The sequence below is a fragment of the Hyphococcus aureus genome (assembly GCF_042643165.1).
In the GTDB taxonomy this organism is placed as follows: Bacteria; Pseudomonadota; Alphaproteobacteria; order Caulobacterales; family Parvularculaceae; genus Hyphococcus; species Hyphococcus aureus.
The window spans coordinates 973,932-988,192 of sequence record NZ_JBHRSH010000002.1; the positions used below are offsets into that span (position 1 = coordinate 973,932).

The 14,261-nt window shown below is 58.3% G+C and carries 18 protein-coding genes; 14 read left to right on the forward strand and 4 right to left on the reverse strand.

From position 1 onward, the window contains the following. Positions 1–32: 32 nt before the first annotated feature. Positions 33–719, reverse strand: a complete 687-nt coding sequence (locus ACFOOP_RS17605; protein WP_379882466.1) for an SOS response-associated peptidase — start codon at positions 717–719, stop codon at positions 33–35. 21 nt (positions 720–740) lie between these two features. Between ACFOOP_RS17605 and ACFOOP_RS17610 the strand changes: the two genes are divergently transcribed. Next, complete coding sequence (locus tag ACFOOP_RS17610; protein WP_379882467.1) at positions 741–1,172, forward strand: NUDIX hydrolase; 432 nt, start codon at positions 741–743, stop codon at positions 1,170–1,172. Positions 1,173–1,203: 31 nt separating this feature from the next. After that, positions 1,204–1,653, forward strand: coding sequence for a TIGR02301 family protein (locus tag ACFOOP_RS17615; RefSeq protein WP_379882468.1), 450 nt, complete (start codon positions 1,204–1,206; stop codon positions 1,651–1,653). Here the strand turns inward: ACFOOP_RS17615 and pyrC are convergent, their stop codons facing one another. Then, positions 1,654–2,700: a dihydroorotase gene (pyrC, locus tag ACFOOP_RS17620; protein ID WP_379882469.1), complete on the reverse strand. Its 1,047-nt coding sequence runs from the start codon at positions 2,698–2,700 to the stop codon at positions 1,654–1,656. It abuts the gene before it with no gap. Positions 2,701–2,811: 111 nt separating this feature from the next. Here pyrC and ygfZ point away from each other — a divergent pair, with 111 nt between their 5' ends. From ygfZ to ptsN, 12 genes are all read left to right on the forward strand, one after another. Further along, positions 2,812–3,615 (forward strand): CAF17-like 4Fe-4S cluster assembly/insertion protein YgfZ, encoded by an 804-nt coding sequence (ygfZ, locus tag ACFOOP_RS17625; protein ID WP_379882470.1) that lies wholly within the window; start codon positions 2,812–2,814, stop codon positions 3,613–3,615. A 45-nt stretch (positions 3,616–3,660) separates the two neighbouring features. Further along, on the forward strand, positions 3,661–4,071 hold the full coding sequence (locus ACFOOP_RS17630) for an MAPEG family protein (protein ID WP_379882472.1): 411 nt from the start codon (positions 3,661–3,663) through the stop codon (positions 4,069–4,071). Positions 4,072–4,151: 80 nt separating this feature from the next. After that, a complete protein-coding gene (locus ACFOOP_RS17635) occupies positions 4,152–4,937 on the forward strand; it encodes a PRC-barrel domain-containing protein (protein WP_379882473.1) in 786 nt (261 codons plus the stop codon). Between the two features lie 65 nt (positions 4,938–5,002). Continuing rightward, on the forward strand, positions 5,003–5,617 hold the full coding sequence (locus ACFOOP_RS17640) for a DNA-3-methyladenine glycosylase I (protein WP_379882474.1): 615 nt from the start codon (positions 5,003–5,005) through the stop codon (positions 5,615–5,617). Positions 5,618–5,681: 64 nt separating this feature from the next. Beyond that, complete coding sequence (locus ACFOOP_RS17645) at positions 5,682–6,842, forward strand: beta-ketoacyl-ACP synthase III (RefSeq protein WP_379882475.1); 1,161 nt, start codon at positions 5,682–5,684, stop codon at positions 6,840–6,842. 79 nt (positions 6,843–6,921) lie between these two features. Beyond that, complete coding sequence (locus ACFOOP_RS17650; RefSeq protein WP_379882476.1) at positions 6,922–7,536, forward strand: ribonuclease D; 615 nt, start codon at positions 6,922–6,924, stop codon at positions 7,534–7,536. A 148-nt stretch (positions 7,537–7,684) separates the two neighbouring features. Next, the gene (gene lptC, locus ACFOOP_RS17655; RefSeq protein ID WP_379882477.1) at positions 7,685–8,464 is read left to right on the forward strand and encodes an LPS export ABC transporter periplasmic protein LptC; all 780 of its coding nucleotides are present in this window, start codon (positions 7,685–7,687) and stop codon (positions 8,462–8,464) included. Next, positions 8,461–8,946, forward strand: coding sequence for an LptA/OstA family protein (locus tag ACFOOP_RS17660; RefSeq protein WP_379882478.1), 486 nt, complete (start codon positions 8,461–8,463; stop codon positions 8,944–8,946). Before lptC ends, ACFOOP_RS17660 begins: the two co-directional genes overlap by 4 nt. A gap of 72 nt (positions 8,947–9,018) precedes the next feature. Continuing rightward, entirely contained in the window at positions 9,019–9,828 is an 810-nt protein-coding gene (lptB, locus tag ACFOOP_RS17665) for an LPS export ABC transporter ATP-binding protein (RefSeq protein WP_379882479.1), read from the forward strand. Positions 9,829–9,848: 20 nt separating this feature from the next. Next, a complete protein-coding gene (gene rpoN, locus ACFOOP_RS17670; RefSeq protein ID WP_379882480.1) occupies positions 9,849–11,357 on the forward strand; it encodes an RNA polymerase factor sigma-54 in 1,509 nt (502 codons plus the stop codon). 82 nt (positions 11,358–11,439) lie between these two features. Beyond that, positions 11,440–12,018 carry a ribosome hibernation-promoting factor, HPF/YfiA family gene (gene hpf, locus ACFOOP_RS17675; RefSeq protein ID WP_379882481.1) on the forward strand — a complete coding sequence of 193 codons (579 nt, stop codon included), beginning with the start codon at positions 11,440–11,442 and terminating at the stop codon, positions 12,016–12,018. Positions 12,019–12,151: 133 nt separating this feature from the next. Beyond that, the gene (gene ptsN, locus ACFOOP_RS17680; protein WP_379882912.1) at positions 12,152–12,616 is read left to right on the forward strand and encodes a PTS IIA-like nitrogen regulatory protein PtsN; all 465 of its coding nucleotides are present in this window, start codon (positions 12,152–12,154) and stop codon (positions 12,614–12,616) included. A 33-nt stretch (positions 12,617–12,649) separates the two neighbouring features. Here ptsN and ACFOOP_RS17685 read toward each other — a convergent pair whose 3' ends face one another. Together ACFOOP_RS17685 and ACFOOP_RS17690 are read right to left on the reverse strand one after the other, a co-directional pair. After that, entirely contained in the window at positions 12,650–12,946 is a 297-nt protein-coding gene (locus tag ACFOOP_RS17685; RefSeq protein WP_379882482.1) for a DUF1150 family protein, read from the reverse strand. 270 nt (positions 12,947–13,216) lie between these two features. Then, entirely contained in the window at positions 13,217–14,227 is a 1,011-nt protein-coding gene (locus ACFOOP_RS17690; RefSeq protein ID WP_379882483.1) for a threonine ammonia-lyase, read from the reverse strand. Positions 14,228–14,261 lie beyond the last annotated feature (34 nt).

A 14,261-nucleotide genomic window follows, 5' to 3' on the forward strand; every position in this document is an offset into this window, starting at 1 on the left:
CCGAAAATGACGGCGCTGCGCCACATCGCCTTCTACGCCGCCAGCGGCTCAATCAGATGCGGGCCGTCATGACGCGGAGAGTTGACCTCCGTCGAAACAGGATGCGCCGACCAGTAGCCTTCGGGCGCCGCCGTGATGAGGCCTTCGAGGCTCGCCATGTCGCGTTCGTCCGCTTCGAGCCAGAGATTGTAGGATTGCGGCGCGATCACCACGGGCTCGCGGCTGTGAATGTTTTTCATATCCTGCCCCGCCCCTACTGTGAGGATTGCCAGCGTATCCATCTCGCCGCCATCAGGGTCGACAACCGTCTCCCAAATCCCGGCAAGGCCAATGAGGCCGCCTTTGCGTTTGTGGATAGCATAAGGCTGTTTCGCTTTGGCGGGCCGCGCCTGCCATTCGTAAAAACCGTCAGCAGGGATCAGGCAACGCCGGCGGCGAAAGGCGTTTTTGAAACTCGCCTTCTCATGGACCGTTTCACTGCGCGCATTGATGAGCGGGCGCTTGGCGAGATTTTCAAGGAACTCCCCCTTCGCCCAGGACGGCACGAAGCCCCAACGCATGAGCGAATATTCGCGGGCGCGCCGCGGCCCGATATGGATCGTCGCCACCGGCTGGGTCGGACAGATATTGTAGCGCGGCGGGAAATTGTCGCGCACATCGACGCCGAAATGCGTCGCGACTTCCGCCGGGGTCGATTTGAGGTAGAACCGTCCGCACATGACCAAACTATAAGGAAAATCATGACCGGCCGGGAAAAAATCTTCGCCAGTGTTGGCGCCGTCGTTTTTCGCGGCGATGAGGCGCTTGTGATTCGGCGCGGGCGCGAGCCCCTGAAAGGCCAGTGGTCGATCCCCGGCGGCAAAATCGAATATGGCGAACCCCTGCATGACGCTGTCGCCCGCGAAGTCCGCGAGGAAACCGGCGTCGAGATCAGGGTTGTGGGCCTGCTCGACGTCTTTGAGAGCCTGCCGGCGGCGGACGGCGCGCCGCATTACATCATGATCGACTATGTGGCCGAGTGGGTCTCCGGCGAGCCGCGCCCCGGCGATGATGCGGAAGCTGCGGAATTTGTCCCCTTCGAGGAGGCCAAGGCCCGAATTTCCTGGGATACAACGCGCAGGGCCATGGACCGCGCCGCGCAATGGCGCGCCGGGGCTCTCACCCGGTCATAATCCGGCTATATTTCTGGTAGATAGGACCGCCATGACTGTTCGACGTTTAATTGCTGTGCTGATCGCGTCCCTTGCGACGGGGTTGATTTCCGTCGCCGCGGCGCAGGATCTTGAAACCTATCAACAGCGCCAGCGCGATCTTACAGCACTCGCAACGCTGTTCGGCGAGATGCATCATCTTCGGCGCACCTGCGAGCCGCAATTCGAGGCCGATGTCTGGCGCGAACGCATGCAAAAACTTCTCGAACTCGAAGAGCCCCAGGACGCTGAACGCGAAGCGCTCGTTCAGGGATTCAATCAGGGATATCGCGACGCCCAGCGACGCTATCCGGGTTGCGACCGGCGCGCACGCGACTACGCCGCCAGCCGCGCCGCTCAAGGCGACGTCATTGTCGCGCGCCTGACCCAAGCCTTGCGTCAGGAACAGGAAGACGACGCCTTCGCAAACTCACCTTATGTGATAACGCCGACGACGGACTGATCAGGCGTCAGCGTCGCAAAGCCTCCAGTTGAGCTTCTTGCCCGCCATAAAGGGAGTGAGCTGTGCGTCGCCAGACCCCAGATGATCCGGGACCAGGGTTTCTTTACGCTCGAGGACAAGTTCGCCGTCATTCAGCGGCAGGCCGTAAAAGCGCGGACCATATTCGGAGGCGAAGGCTTCCAGCTTGTCGAGTGCGCCTTCCTCTTCAAAGGTCGCCGCATAGCTTTCAATGGCGAAAGGCGCATTGAAAACGCCCGCACAGCCGCAGGCGGCCTCCTTGGCGCTCGTAGTATGAGGCGCTGAATCTGTGCCCAAAAAGAATTTTGGCGACCCGGAAACAGCCGCGCGGCGCAGCGCGAGCCGATGTTTTTCGCGCTTCGCCACCGGCAGGCAGTAATTATGCGGACGAATGCCGCCCTCGAAGATAGCGTTGCGATTGAAATGCAAATGATGCGGCGTGATCGTCGCCGCAATATTGGCGCCGCCGGCGCTGACAAAATCGACCGCGTCGGATGTTGTGATATGTTCGAACACCACCTTGAGCTCGGGAAAGTCTGCCACGACTTGCTTCATGACCCGCTCGATGAAAACCGCTTCGCGATCGAAGATGTCAACATCCCGGTCGGTGACTTCGCCATGCACAAGCAACGGCATGCCGATAGTCTGCATGACATCCAAAACGGTGTATATTTTTGAAATGTCGGTGACGCCGAAACTCGAATTCGTGGTCGCGTTGGCCGGGTATAGTTTGCACGCTGTGAAAACGCCGCTCTCGTGACCGCGCTGAACCTCTTTGGCGTCAAGCGTATCCGTCAGATAACAGGTCATCAGCGGCGTGAAATCGAGTCCCTTCGCCGTGGCCGCCAGAATGCGTGTGCGATAGGCCTTAGCGGCGTCCACCGTTGTCACCGGCGGCGCCAGGTTGGGCATGACAATCGCGCGCCCAAACTGGCGCGCGGTGTAGTTCACCACCGTTTCGAGCATGGCGCCGTCGCGCAAATGCACATGCCAGTCATCGGGCCGGCGTAGTACGAGACGGTCCGTCACACCGCTCTCCTTCGCTTTATGTTCCGCAATGGCCCGCCTTGTAGGCCGGGGGGCGAGGCCCGCACAAGAGCCCCTTTGATTATTGGCGAAAGCCCCTTACATGCCTCGCCTATGACCATACCCGCATCCCTTCCCGACCGCACCGTCATTCGCCTCTCCGGCGAAGACCGATACTCTTTTCTTCAAGGGATCGTTACACAAGATGTGGAGAGGCTGAAGGCCGAGCCGGCGATATTTTCTGCGCTGCTGACGCCGCAGGGAAAAATTCTTTTTGATTTCCTCATCGCCGCGGAAGGCGACGCCCTGCTGATTGATTGCGATAGCGCCGCCGCCGACGCATTAGTGAAGCGCCTCAGCCTTTATAAACTCCGCGCCAAAGTCAGTTTTGAGATTTTGGCGGAGCGTTCTGTTGCGGTGAGTGCGGAAGAATTCGAAGGCGGCTTCCCTGACCCTCGTCATGCGGGACTTGGCTGGCGCGCCTTCATGACGAATGAAACGCCGGCGGCGGATAGCGTCTATGACCGGCGGCGCATTGCACTCGACGTTCCGGAATTCGGCAAAGACTTTGGCGGCGACGAAGTCTTTCTCACCGACGTCAATTATGACGTCCTGAATGGCGTCAATTACAAAAAAGGGTGTTTCATCGGTCAGGAAGTCTCAAGCCGAATGAAGCGCAAGGGCGATGTCCGGCGGCGAACCCTGATCGCAAAATTCGACGGAGCCGCGCCTGCAAAAGGCGCGCCCGTCACCGCCGGCGCCTCGACCCTTGGCGATATATCGAGCAGCGCTGACGGGACCGCCCTTGCCCAGATCAGGCTCGACCGCTGGGAAAAGGCGAAGGCTGAAAGCACCCCTGTCATGTGCGGTGACAAGGAACTGCTTTTGGAAATTCCAGCCTATCTCAAACCGGAGTAGCCTCGCCGGGACGTCTGACGACCATAACAATAAGGAGGAACCGTCATGACACCCACCGCAACAACGCTGCTCGCTTACGCATCCTGGTTTATTTTGCTGCTCCTGTGTCTCGCTTTCGTGCGCACATCCCTCGTGATGCAAGGCAAGCGCGCGTCAAACTCGTTCGCTCCTTCCGGCGACGATATGGAAGGCTTCGCCAAACGCCTCACCCGCGCCCACGCCAATTGCTATGAGAATATCGGCCTTGTCGCGGCGGTGCTGCTCTACGCCATTGCGACGAACCAGACCGCGCTCACCGATGGTCTCGCTTATGTGTTTCTCGGCGCCCGCATCGCCCAATCCGTCGCCCATCTGATCTCGACAAACCGGCTATTCGTTTTTCTCCGTTTTGCGTTTTTCGTGGTGCAAATCCTTATCCTGATCTTCTGGCTGCTGAAGCTTTTTCACCATATCTGAGCCGGCGTTCAGGGAACCAACCGGCTGATTTTCTGTTCGGGTAACGAAGCCCGCTTTGGGCGCTGTTACAGGGGAACAGGATGAAATATGTGATTTTGCTCGCAGCGAGTTCTGCGCTGGCGGTTGCCTGTGCGCGGGACGAGCCCGTTGAGAATGAACCGAAGACCGGCGAAATTGTCGAGGAAAGCGCTGAAGATGTCGGTGAAGGCGCCGCGCGCGTTGGCGAAGAAATTTCCGCCGCCGCCAGTGAAGCCGCAGACTCCGCCGGTGATTTCATTGAAAATGAGCTGTCTCAGGCGAATGCAAAAGGCTTCACGGTTCGCAACATCATCGGCGAATCCGTTCGCGGCGAAGATCGCATGGCGATCGCCACGATTGACGATCTTCTCTTCAGTTCTGACGGCCTGTTGCGCGCTGTCGTCTTGAAGGATGGCGCCTTTCTCGGGCTTGGCGGCGCGCCGGCAACCATTACCGCTGACCGTTTCGCTTTCGCTATCAGCGGCGACGGCGATATCGCCGTCACTGTCGATATGACTGACGGCGAACTCCGCCAGATGACCGAGTCCCTAGCCTATCATCCGACCGGCGGCGTTATCGACAATCCCGGCGATCTGATGAGCATGTCGGAATTGATCGGCGCTCCTGTCGTCAATGAAAACGGTGACAAGGTCGCGGACATGTTCGACATTCTTCTCGCCGACCCGGGACGTTTTGAAACGGCGGTGCTTTCTGTTGGCGGGCTCGGCGCGCTCGGCAACCGGCTCGTGTCACTCAACATGACGTCGCTCATGGTCGACAATGGCGGCGGCGCGATCCGTCTGATTATGGCGCCCGACTTCGACACCATGCCGACATTCGAATATTAACTCTCCAATATTGATTTTCAGGAGCTGGCGGCTTTACCTGTCGGAAAACGAAACAGAGGTTTTCCGTGGTCAGATCCGCTAGCGCCAAGGCCCCCAGCCCGAATGCACCTTGTCTCTGGGCGCCGCTCGACGACGAGGTCTATCGCAATTATCACGACACCGAATGGGGCGTCCCGGAATATGACGCCCGGGCGCTTTTTGAAAAGCTAATTCTGGACGGCTTTCAGGCGGGATTATCCTGGCGCACAATTCTCTATAAGCGCGATAATTTCCGCAAAGCCTTTGATGGCTTCAATCCGGAAAAGATCGCGCGCTATACGCCGAAGAAAATCGAACGGTTGATGAGCGATGCGGGCATCATCCGCTCTTCAACAAAAATCAATGCCGCAATCGGCAACGCCAAGGTCTATCTCGACATTATGGAGACACAGCAGGACGGTTTTTCCGGCCTGCTCTGGGACTTTGTTGATGGCGCGCCTGTAGTGAACAAGGTGAAAAACTACCGCGATCATCAGGTGAAATCGCCGGAAAGCGAGGCCATGGCGAAAGAGCTTAAACGCCTTGGCTTCAAATTCTGCGGCCCGGTCATCGTCTACGCCTTCATGCAGGCGGTTGGCATGGTCAATGACCATGAAACGGCCTGTCCACGCTGGAAAGCGGTACAGAAGCTCGCCCGCTAAGGCGGGTTGCGCCGCAGGTAGGATGGGCGCAAATTGCCGGAAACAACTTTTCCGGAAACGCCTCATGTCCCATTCCACCGCCGCTGACGTGCGTATCGTCGCCACCGGCCTATACACCCCGCCCCACGCCATTTCGAATGAAGAGCTGGTGGACGCCCTCAACGCCTATGTCGCCGACTTCAACGACAAAAACGCGGACGCCATCGCCGCCGGCGATGTAGAGCCGCTACAACCATCTTCACCTGAGTTCATTGAAAAAGCCTCAGGCATCAAATCGCGCTTCGTCGTCGACAAGGAAGGCATTCTCGATATCACGCGGATGGCGCCGCATATCGCGCCGAGACCGAATGAAGATCTCTCGCTACTGGCGGAGATGGGCGTCACGGCGGCGCGCGACGCCATGCGCGCTGCAGATCTCAAGCCGCAGGATATTGACGGCGTCATCTGCGCGGCCTCGAACATGCAGCGCGCCTATCCGGCGATCGCCGTTGAAATTCAGGACGCATTGGGAATCGACGGCTTTGCGTTCGACATGAATGTGGCCTGCGCCTCGGCGACGTTCGGCATCGAAACCGGTCTCGGGCTTATCCGCGCCGGCGCGCGCCGCATCCTCATGGTCAATCCGGAAATCTGTTCGGCTCATCTGAACTTCCGCAACCGCGACTGCCATTTCATTTTCGGAGACGTCGCGACGGCGGTGATCCTGGAACGTAATGACGGCGCCGCGACTGGCGAAACCTGGGAGATTCTCGGCACGCGCCTTAAAACAAAATTCTCCAATAACATCCGCAACAATTTCGGTTTTCTCAATCACTGCGAAAGAGAAACCGGCGCCCCCGCCGATCCGCAAACCGATCCCGCAACGGACAAGCTGTTCATGCAGGAAGGCCGCAAGGTCTTCAAAGAGGTCGTGCCCATGGTCAGCGAACTGATTTCCGGGCATTTAAGCGATGTCGGCGTCGCCCCGGAGGGCGTCAAACGCTTCTGGCTGCATCAGGCGAACCTCGCCATGAATGAATTCATTGCAAGGAAGGTTCTCGGCCGCGACGCGACCCGGGAGGAAGCGCCCGTTGTTCTTGATGAATACGCCAACACGTCTTCGGCCGGCTCGATCATCGCGTTCCATAAATATAAAGCCGATTTCCAGCCCGGAGACATCGGCGTCATCTGCGGCTTCGGCGCCGGCTATTCCGCCGGATCAGTGATCGTTCGCAAGGCGTCTTAATCCGGCCTTCACTATTCCGGCGACAATGGTAAGACCCGGGGGCTAAGACCACAGGAATGAAAGACAGTAGAAAGACGCGATGACCAACCACCTGTACAAAGGCGATCTCCCTGAAGGCCTCAATCTCGGTTCTGTCGTGGCGATCGACTCAGAGACCATGGGGCTGATCCCCCAGCGCGACCCCCTTTGCGTCGTTCAGCTTTCAGCGGGCGATGGTAACGCGCATCTCGTTCAGCTTGACCGCAAGACCTATGACGCGCCGCGCCTCAAGGCCCTGCTCGCCGACACGAAAGTCCTCAAGCTTTTTCATTTCGCACGCTTCGATGTCGCCGCCTTCAAGCAATGGCTCGGCGTTGACACAGCGCCGGTCTATTGCACCAAGATCGCCTCGAAGCTCTGCCGCACCTATACGGACCGGCATGGCCTCAAGGATGTCTGCCGCGAGCTACTCGGGGTCGATATCTCGAAACAGCAGCAATCCTCCGATTGGGGCGCCGACCAGCTTTCCGACGCCCAGGTGGACTATGCAGCCTCGGACGTCCTCCACCTGCACGCCTTGAGGGAAAAGCTGGACGCCATGCTGGCCCGCGAGGGGCGGACGGATCTCGCCGAAGCGTGCTTCGAATTCCTGCCAAACCGGGCGGCGCTGGACCTCGCCGGCTGGCCTGAGGTCGATATTTTCGCCCACTCCTGAGATTTCCCCGCCAAAGCGCCGGTTTTTAGAGGGAAATTTGCGCCTCTTGCTTCCCTCCGGCCGCCGCGCGACTATATGAAGAGAGGCGCTGCGGACTTTTTTGCGGCGCAACGAAGCTCTTGGAATTCATAGGAAATCGCACGCGGACATGACGACGCTCGTCACCGATGAGAAAAGGCCGACAGAGCCGACGCAGCTCGCGTCCCGGCGGCGCGTCCTCGACAGCCTGCCCTCAGGCGCGCGCACCACTGGCGACCAGGCCGCCGCGCGTTCGCGCATGGTCCGACGCCTGCGAATCGCACTGCCAATCCTCGCCATCGTTCTTGTGGGCGCCTTGCTGGTGAACACACAATCCAACAAAGCCGACGAAGCATTCCTGGACGATTTCAAGGATATTGATGCAACAGCCGAAGAGCTGAGCATGGCGAGCCCACGCTTCGCCGGGGTCGATAACAAGGGCAAGCCGTTCGAGATCACGGCGGATGTGGCCCGTCAGAACACAAATCTGAAAGACGTCGTTACGCTGGACCGGCCCCACGCCGTGCAGGGCGAGAATAACGGCTCCACGGTTGTGAGCGCAGACAAAGGCGTTTACCGATCCGACCAGAATATTCTGGAGCTTGAGGATCAGGTGACGCTGCAACATGAAGTGGGATCGGAGGTGTATGTCTTCCATACGCCCACCGCCACGGTCGCCATCAAGGATGAGGTCGTCACTAGCGACACCGGCGTCGAGGGCCAAGGCTCCAATGGCCGCGAACTCACCGCTGAACGCATGAAAGCCTATAATGGTGAGGGCCGCGTGGTCCTCGAGGGCAATGTGCATATGCGCATCTATCCCAAGGATGCTGAAGCCAAGCCGGACGATAACGCCGCCGATACTGGCCGGCCGGCGCTGAAAGAAGTGGACATCGAGAAGCCGCAATGATTCAAAAAATCTGTTTAGCCGCCGCCTTTTTCCTTTGCACCGTGACGCCGGGCGCCGCCCAGCTGATCGCCGCCGGCGACAGCAAGGAACCGATCGATATCACCGGCGACACGGCTGAATTTCAGGACAATCTCGCCGTCTGGACCGGCAATGTCCGCGTGGTCCAGGGACCCGCGATCCTGATCTCGGAGCGGCTTGAAGCGGTGCTGACCGATGAAGGCGACTTCGAAACCATCACCGCCATCGGCTCCGTGCGCTATTCCAATGGCGAGGAAGCGATCACCGGCGAACGCGCGGTTTTCAACAATGCAGCCCGCACCATTGTCATGACCGACAACGTCATTGTCACACAGGGCAAGCAGGTCATGTCCGCAGGCAAAATCACCTACTGGATCGATAGCGGTAAGGTTTTGTTTACCCCTGAAGCCGGAAAACGCATTCGCGGCCTGTTTTTCACCGGGAAGGATGACGAACAGTCATAAAGAATGGCAAGTCTGAACACCCGTTAACGATTATCCTACGCCTTCACTGAACTTTAAAGAGAGACGCGCTTAATGAGCGACCAGATGGAACCGACAAACGACACCTCTCCGGCGCAAAGCGCCAAGCCACAGAAGCTGAAGCCCAAAGTGATTGAGGGCGGCGGCGCGCTGGCGGCTGAGAATCTGGGCAAATCGTTTAAGCGACGCCCGGTTGTGCGGGGCGTGTCGATGTCGGTGAAGCGCGGCGAAGTGGTCGGTCTTCTCGGCCCCAACGGCGCCGGCAAGACAACCTGTTTTTACATGATCACCGGCCTGATCCCTGCCGACCGCGGCCGCATCATGATTGACGGTAATGATGTGACAAACCTGCCCATGTATCAGCGTGCGCGTCTCGGCGTGGGCTATCTGCCGCAGGAAGCCTCAATCTTTCGCGGCATGACCGTAGAGCAAAATCTGCGCGCCGTGGTCGAGCTTGTTGAACGCAACAAAGACAAACAGCAGACGATCATCGACGATCTTCTGAACGAATTTCACATCACCCATATTCGCAATGCGCCGGCCATCGCGCTCTCGGGCGGTGAACGCCGCCGGGTGGAGATCGCCCGCGCACTTGCTACGGCGCCGTCCTTCATGCTGCTGGACGAGCCTTTCGCCGGCATCGACCCGCTCGCCATCGCGGAAATCCGCGAACTGGTGGCGCATCTTAAAGATCGCGGCCTTGGCGTCCTGATTACGGACCACAATGTTCGCGAAACTCTCGACATCATCGACCGCGCCTACATCATTCATGAAGGCGAGGTGCTTCTGGAAGGCGCGCCCGGCGAAATCGTCGGCGACAAAGACGTTCGCCGGGTTTATCTCGGCGACCGGTTCCAGATGTAAAGGAAGGACAAGGGGGCATTGTGGCGTTAGCTCCGAGATTAGAATTCAGACAATCACAGCAGCTCGTTATGACGCCGCAATTGCAGCAGGCGATCAAGCTGTTGCAACTGTCCAATCTCGAGCTGTCGGAATATGTCGCCGAACAACTCGAAGAAAATCCTTTTCTGGAGCGTGACGAAACCCCGTCCGACGGCCCGGCTGAGCGTCGCGGTGAAAAATCCGCTGACGCTGAAAGCGCTCCCCAAAGCACTGGCGAAGTCGACCAGGCGGATGCCAAGGAAGCGCGCGACTCGCTTGATGTCGAATATGATGATGTCGATCCCAACAGTTCCGGCAGCGACGCTGCTTATGGCGATTATCAGCCTAATGACTGGACGTCAGCGTCTTCCGGTCGCAGCCTCGATGGCGATCAGGAATTCGGCGCCACACTGAAAAAGGAAATCTCGCTCGCCGATCACCTGACGGAACAGCTGCATCTCGCGACACGCGACCCGATGCAACTCTTCATCGGCGCCTATATCATCGACATGATTGATGAGGCCGGCTATCTGCGCGAAGATCTGCCCACCGTTGCAGACCGCCTTGGCGCTGAACTTTCCGACGTGGAAAAAACGCACGCCATGATCACGGCCTTCGACCCGTCTGGCGTCGGCGCCCGCGATCTTAAGGAGTGCCTGAAGCTTCAACTGATTGACGCCAATCGTTTTGATCCGTCGATGCAGGCGTTTGTAGAAAACATTGAGCTTCTCGCTAAAAACGATCTCAAAGGCCTGATGAAGGCGACCGATGCGGACGAAGAAGACGTGCGCGACATGATCGCGGAAGTACGCGGCCTCACGCCAAAACCCGGTTACGCCTATGGCGGCGGGGTAGTTCAAGCGATTGCGCCGGACGTTTTCGTCACCAAGTCTCAGGATGGCGGCTGGAAGGTCGAACTTAACAGTGAGACCCTGCCTCGCATCCTCGTTAATCAGCGTTATTACGCGGAGATTTCATCCGTAAACGGCGCAGATGAAAAAGACAAAAACTTCATTGCAGAGCAATTCGCCAGCGCCAACTGGCTAGCAAAATCACTGCATCAGCGCGCGCAAACCATCCTGAAGGTTGCGAGTGAAATCGTGCGCCAGCAGGACGCGTTTCTCGCCTATGGCGTCAAACATCTGCGCCCGCTTAATCTCAAAATTGTCGCCGACGCCATCGAAATGCACGAATCGACCGTTTCGCGTGTGACTTCGAATAAATATATCGCAACGCCGCGCGGCCTTTTCGAACTGAAATACTTTTTCACAGCCTCCATCGCCTCCTCCTCAGGGGGCGAGGCCCACTCCGCAGAGGCGGTCCGCCACCGCATTCGGGAGATGATTGAGGCCGAGACCAAGGACACGGTCCTTTCGGATGACAAGATTGTCGAAATCTTGCGCTCGGAAGGCGTGGATATTGCTCGCCGGACAGTTGCTAAGTATCGGGAAACATTGAATATTCCCTCTTCTGTCCAACGCCGCCGGGCGATGTTGCAAACGGCGATCTAACCCTTTAATCCGCGCATTCAACGCCAATATAATGGCGGTGGCGCGGTGCTCCGGGGGAGAGCCGCCACTTTCAGGAGGTCCAATGGACATTCAGGTCAGCGGTAAAAACATGGATCTGGGCGACGCCCTGCAAAACCATGTATCTGACAAACTCGAAGACAGCGTTCACAAATATTTCGATCGCGGTGCCGAGGCGACCGTTACATTCTCCAAGGAGCGTCATCTCATTGGTTGTGATGTAACAGCCCATCTCGCTTCTGGCGTGTTTCTGGCGGCTCATGGCGAAGGCGGGGACGCCTATAGCGCCTTTGAAGAGAGCCTGGAAAAGCTGGAAAAACGGGTGCGGCGCTATAAGCGCAGGCTAAAGAAGCATCACACCAATGGTAAGGAGCCCCTCCCTGCAGAGAGCGCCTCCTATTACATGCTTCAGCCGCTGGCTGAGGAAGAGGAAGGCGACCAGGACGAGGCCGATCCTAACCCAGTCGTCGTGGCTGAAAGCCAGACAACCTTGCGGGAAATGACGGTTGGCGCAGCGGTCATGCAGCTCGATCTGGCTGAACAACCTGCGGTGGTGTTCAAGAACGCGGCGCACGGGCGAATCAATGTGGTCTACCGCCGCCGCGACGGCCATATCGGATGGGTTGATCCCGGGGCCTCTTAGCGCTAAAGGCGGCCTCGCTGACGGCGCGGCGAGGCTGACACCCTCGGTCGAACGGACCGATTTTAAGGAACTTCTTAACAACTTGAACTATTCGTAGGGGTGCGGAGCCGGTGAAAGAGTTTGCGTGAGCGTAATGGGACTTGAAGACCTTCTCAGCCCTCAGGGCGTCATCCATAACCTACGGGCGAGCTGCAAGCGCGAAGCGCTGCAGGCGCTTGCCGACAAGGCAAGCGGGCTAATCGACCGGCCGGCTGCGGATATTATGTCGACCCTGCTGGAACGCGAACAGCTGGGCTCAACGGGCGTAGGCGACGGCGTCGCCCTGCCCCACGGCAAGATTGAAGGTCTCGGAAAGATTGTCGGCGTGCTGGCGCGTCTGGAAGCGCCTGTCAGCTTTGATGCGCTCGACGACCAGCCCGTTGATCTCGTCTTTATGTTGCTTGCGCCCGCCAACGCCACGGCGGCGCATTTGAAGGCGCTCGCCAAAGTTTCCCGCCTACTTCGCGATGAAGATGCGCGGGAGGCCCTTCGCGGCGCCGATTCGGCGGAAGCCTTGTTCGCCATCGCCACGGCGGATCAAAAGCACCACGCGGCTTAAGCGTAATTCAGTTTTCTGGAATAGCTTGAAACGTCAGTGAACGCTGACGGGGTTCATTTCATATTGGCGCGCCGCCGCGAAAGCGAGATCGCGGTCGCCCACAAGCGCCAGCCGTTCTCCGCTGGACGAGTGCACCGAATAGAGAATATCGCCGTCTTCGATTTCTATGGCCAACTCGCCTTCGTCGTCCATGAGGTCATCCAGGACATCGCGTGCGGCTACCGTGCGCACATAGACGAGTTTACGCCCTCCGAGCTCTGCGAAATCACGCGCAGACAGGGACTTCTCTTCTCCGTCATTAAAAATCGCGCCGTTTTTCATCAAAGTCATGGGTCTTTTCCTTTGTCAGATCCCTCTCATCTGGATCCGGGCGTTTTATTGATTTTGCAGGAAAACTGGCTAGCAAACCGTGAACGCCGGACATAAAAACCGATAGTTTTCTTTACCGATCAGAAATGACGATCATTTGGCCTTTTGATGACCAGGCCGCCATTTTCATTTGATTTCGATATGGGGATATATTGTAACAATTCAATATCCGCCTTTTCCACACGCGAGATCGTGAAGGCGGTGTAAAGGTTTACCCCCAGCTTGGCCGCCTCAGGCCGGCAGCGGGCGGTCTTCCAGAATTGCTGCGAAAAGAGGCGCATCCACATTCCCTCCGGAAAGCGTCAGCGCCGTCGTCTTGCCCCGGGCGTCAAATTTCCCGGAAAGGAGCCCCGCCAGAGCGGCCGCCCCGCCCGGCTCCACCACCAGCTTCAACTCCCGCCATGCGAAGATCATCGCCCTGCGGACACCCTCTTCCGTAACCGTTAGCCCACCGCGCACGAGCCGCTCCATAATCGGCAAAGTGAGCCGTCCCGGGGAAGGGCTCGCAATGGCGTCACAAATAGTGCGCCGGCTGACATCAGCGCGATGGCGAACCCCGTCGCGTATCGACGCCCAGGTCTCGTCAAACCCTTCCGGTTCGGCGATCCAGACATCGGTCTGCGGTGAAACATCTTCAAGAATTATGGCGCAGCCCGCTGTCAGGCCGCCACCGCCGCAACACACGATAAACGCGTCCAGAGACAGGCCTCGCGCGGTTGCCTCTTCAAGGGTCTCCAGCGCCGCCGTTCCCTGTCCCTCAATAATATGCGGATGATCAAAAGACGGCGCCAAAATCATGCCCTTTTCAGCAATGATGCGCTCGGCGATCGCCTCACGGTCTTCGCTGTAGCGGTCATAAGAAATAATGTCGGCGCCAAGTGCTTTTACATTGTTAGTTTTGATCGCAGGGGCGTCGGCCGGCATGATGATCGTCGCATGAGCGCCACACATGCGGGCCGCCAGCGCAACGCCTTGCGCATGATTGCCTGACGACCAGGCGAGAATTCCCTTGCGCCGATCTTCCTCGGTCAATTGCGACACAAGATTATAGGCGCCGCGGAATTTGAATGAACCATAATGCTGGAGGACTTCCGCCTTGAGCAGCACCCTCCCCCCCGCCATTTCATTGAGCGTTGCATTCTCTATCAGCGGCGTGCGCACAGCCTTGCCGGACAGGCGCGCGGCGGCGGCGCGGACGCCATCAGCGGTGATCGGTGCGGAATTGAGAAGAGAGGCGTCCATAACGGGCTTTCAAAAATCACGACTGAGTCATGAC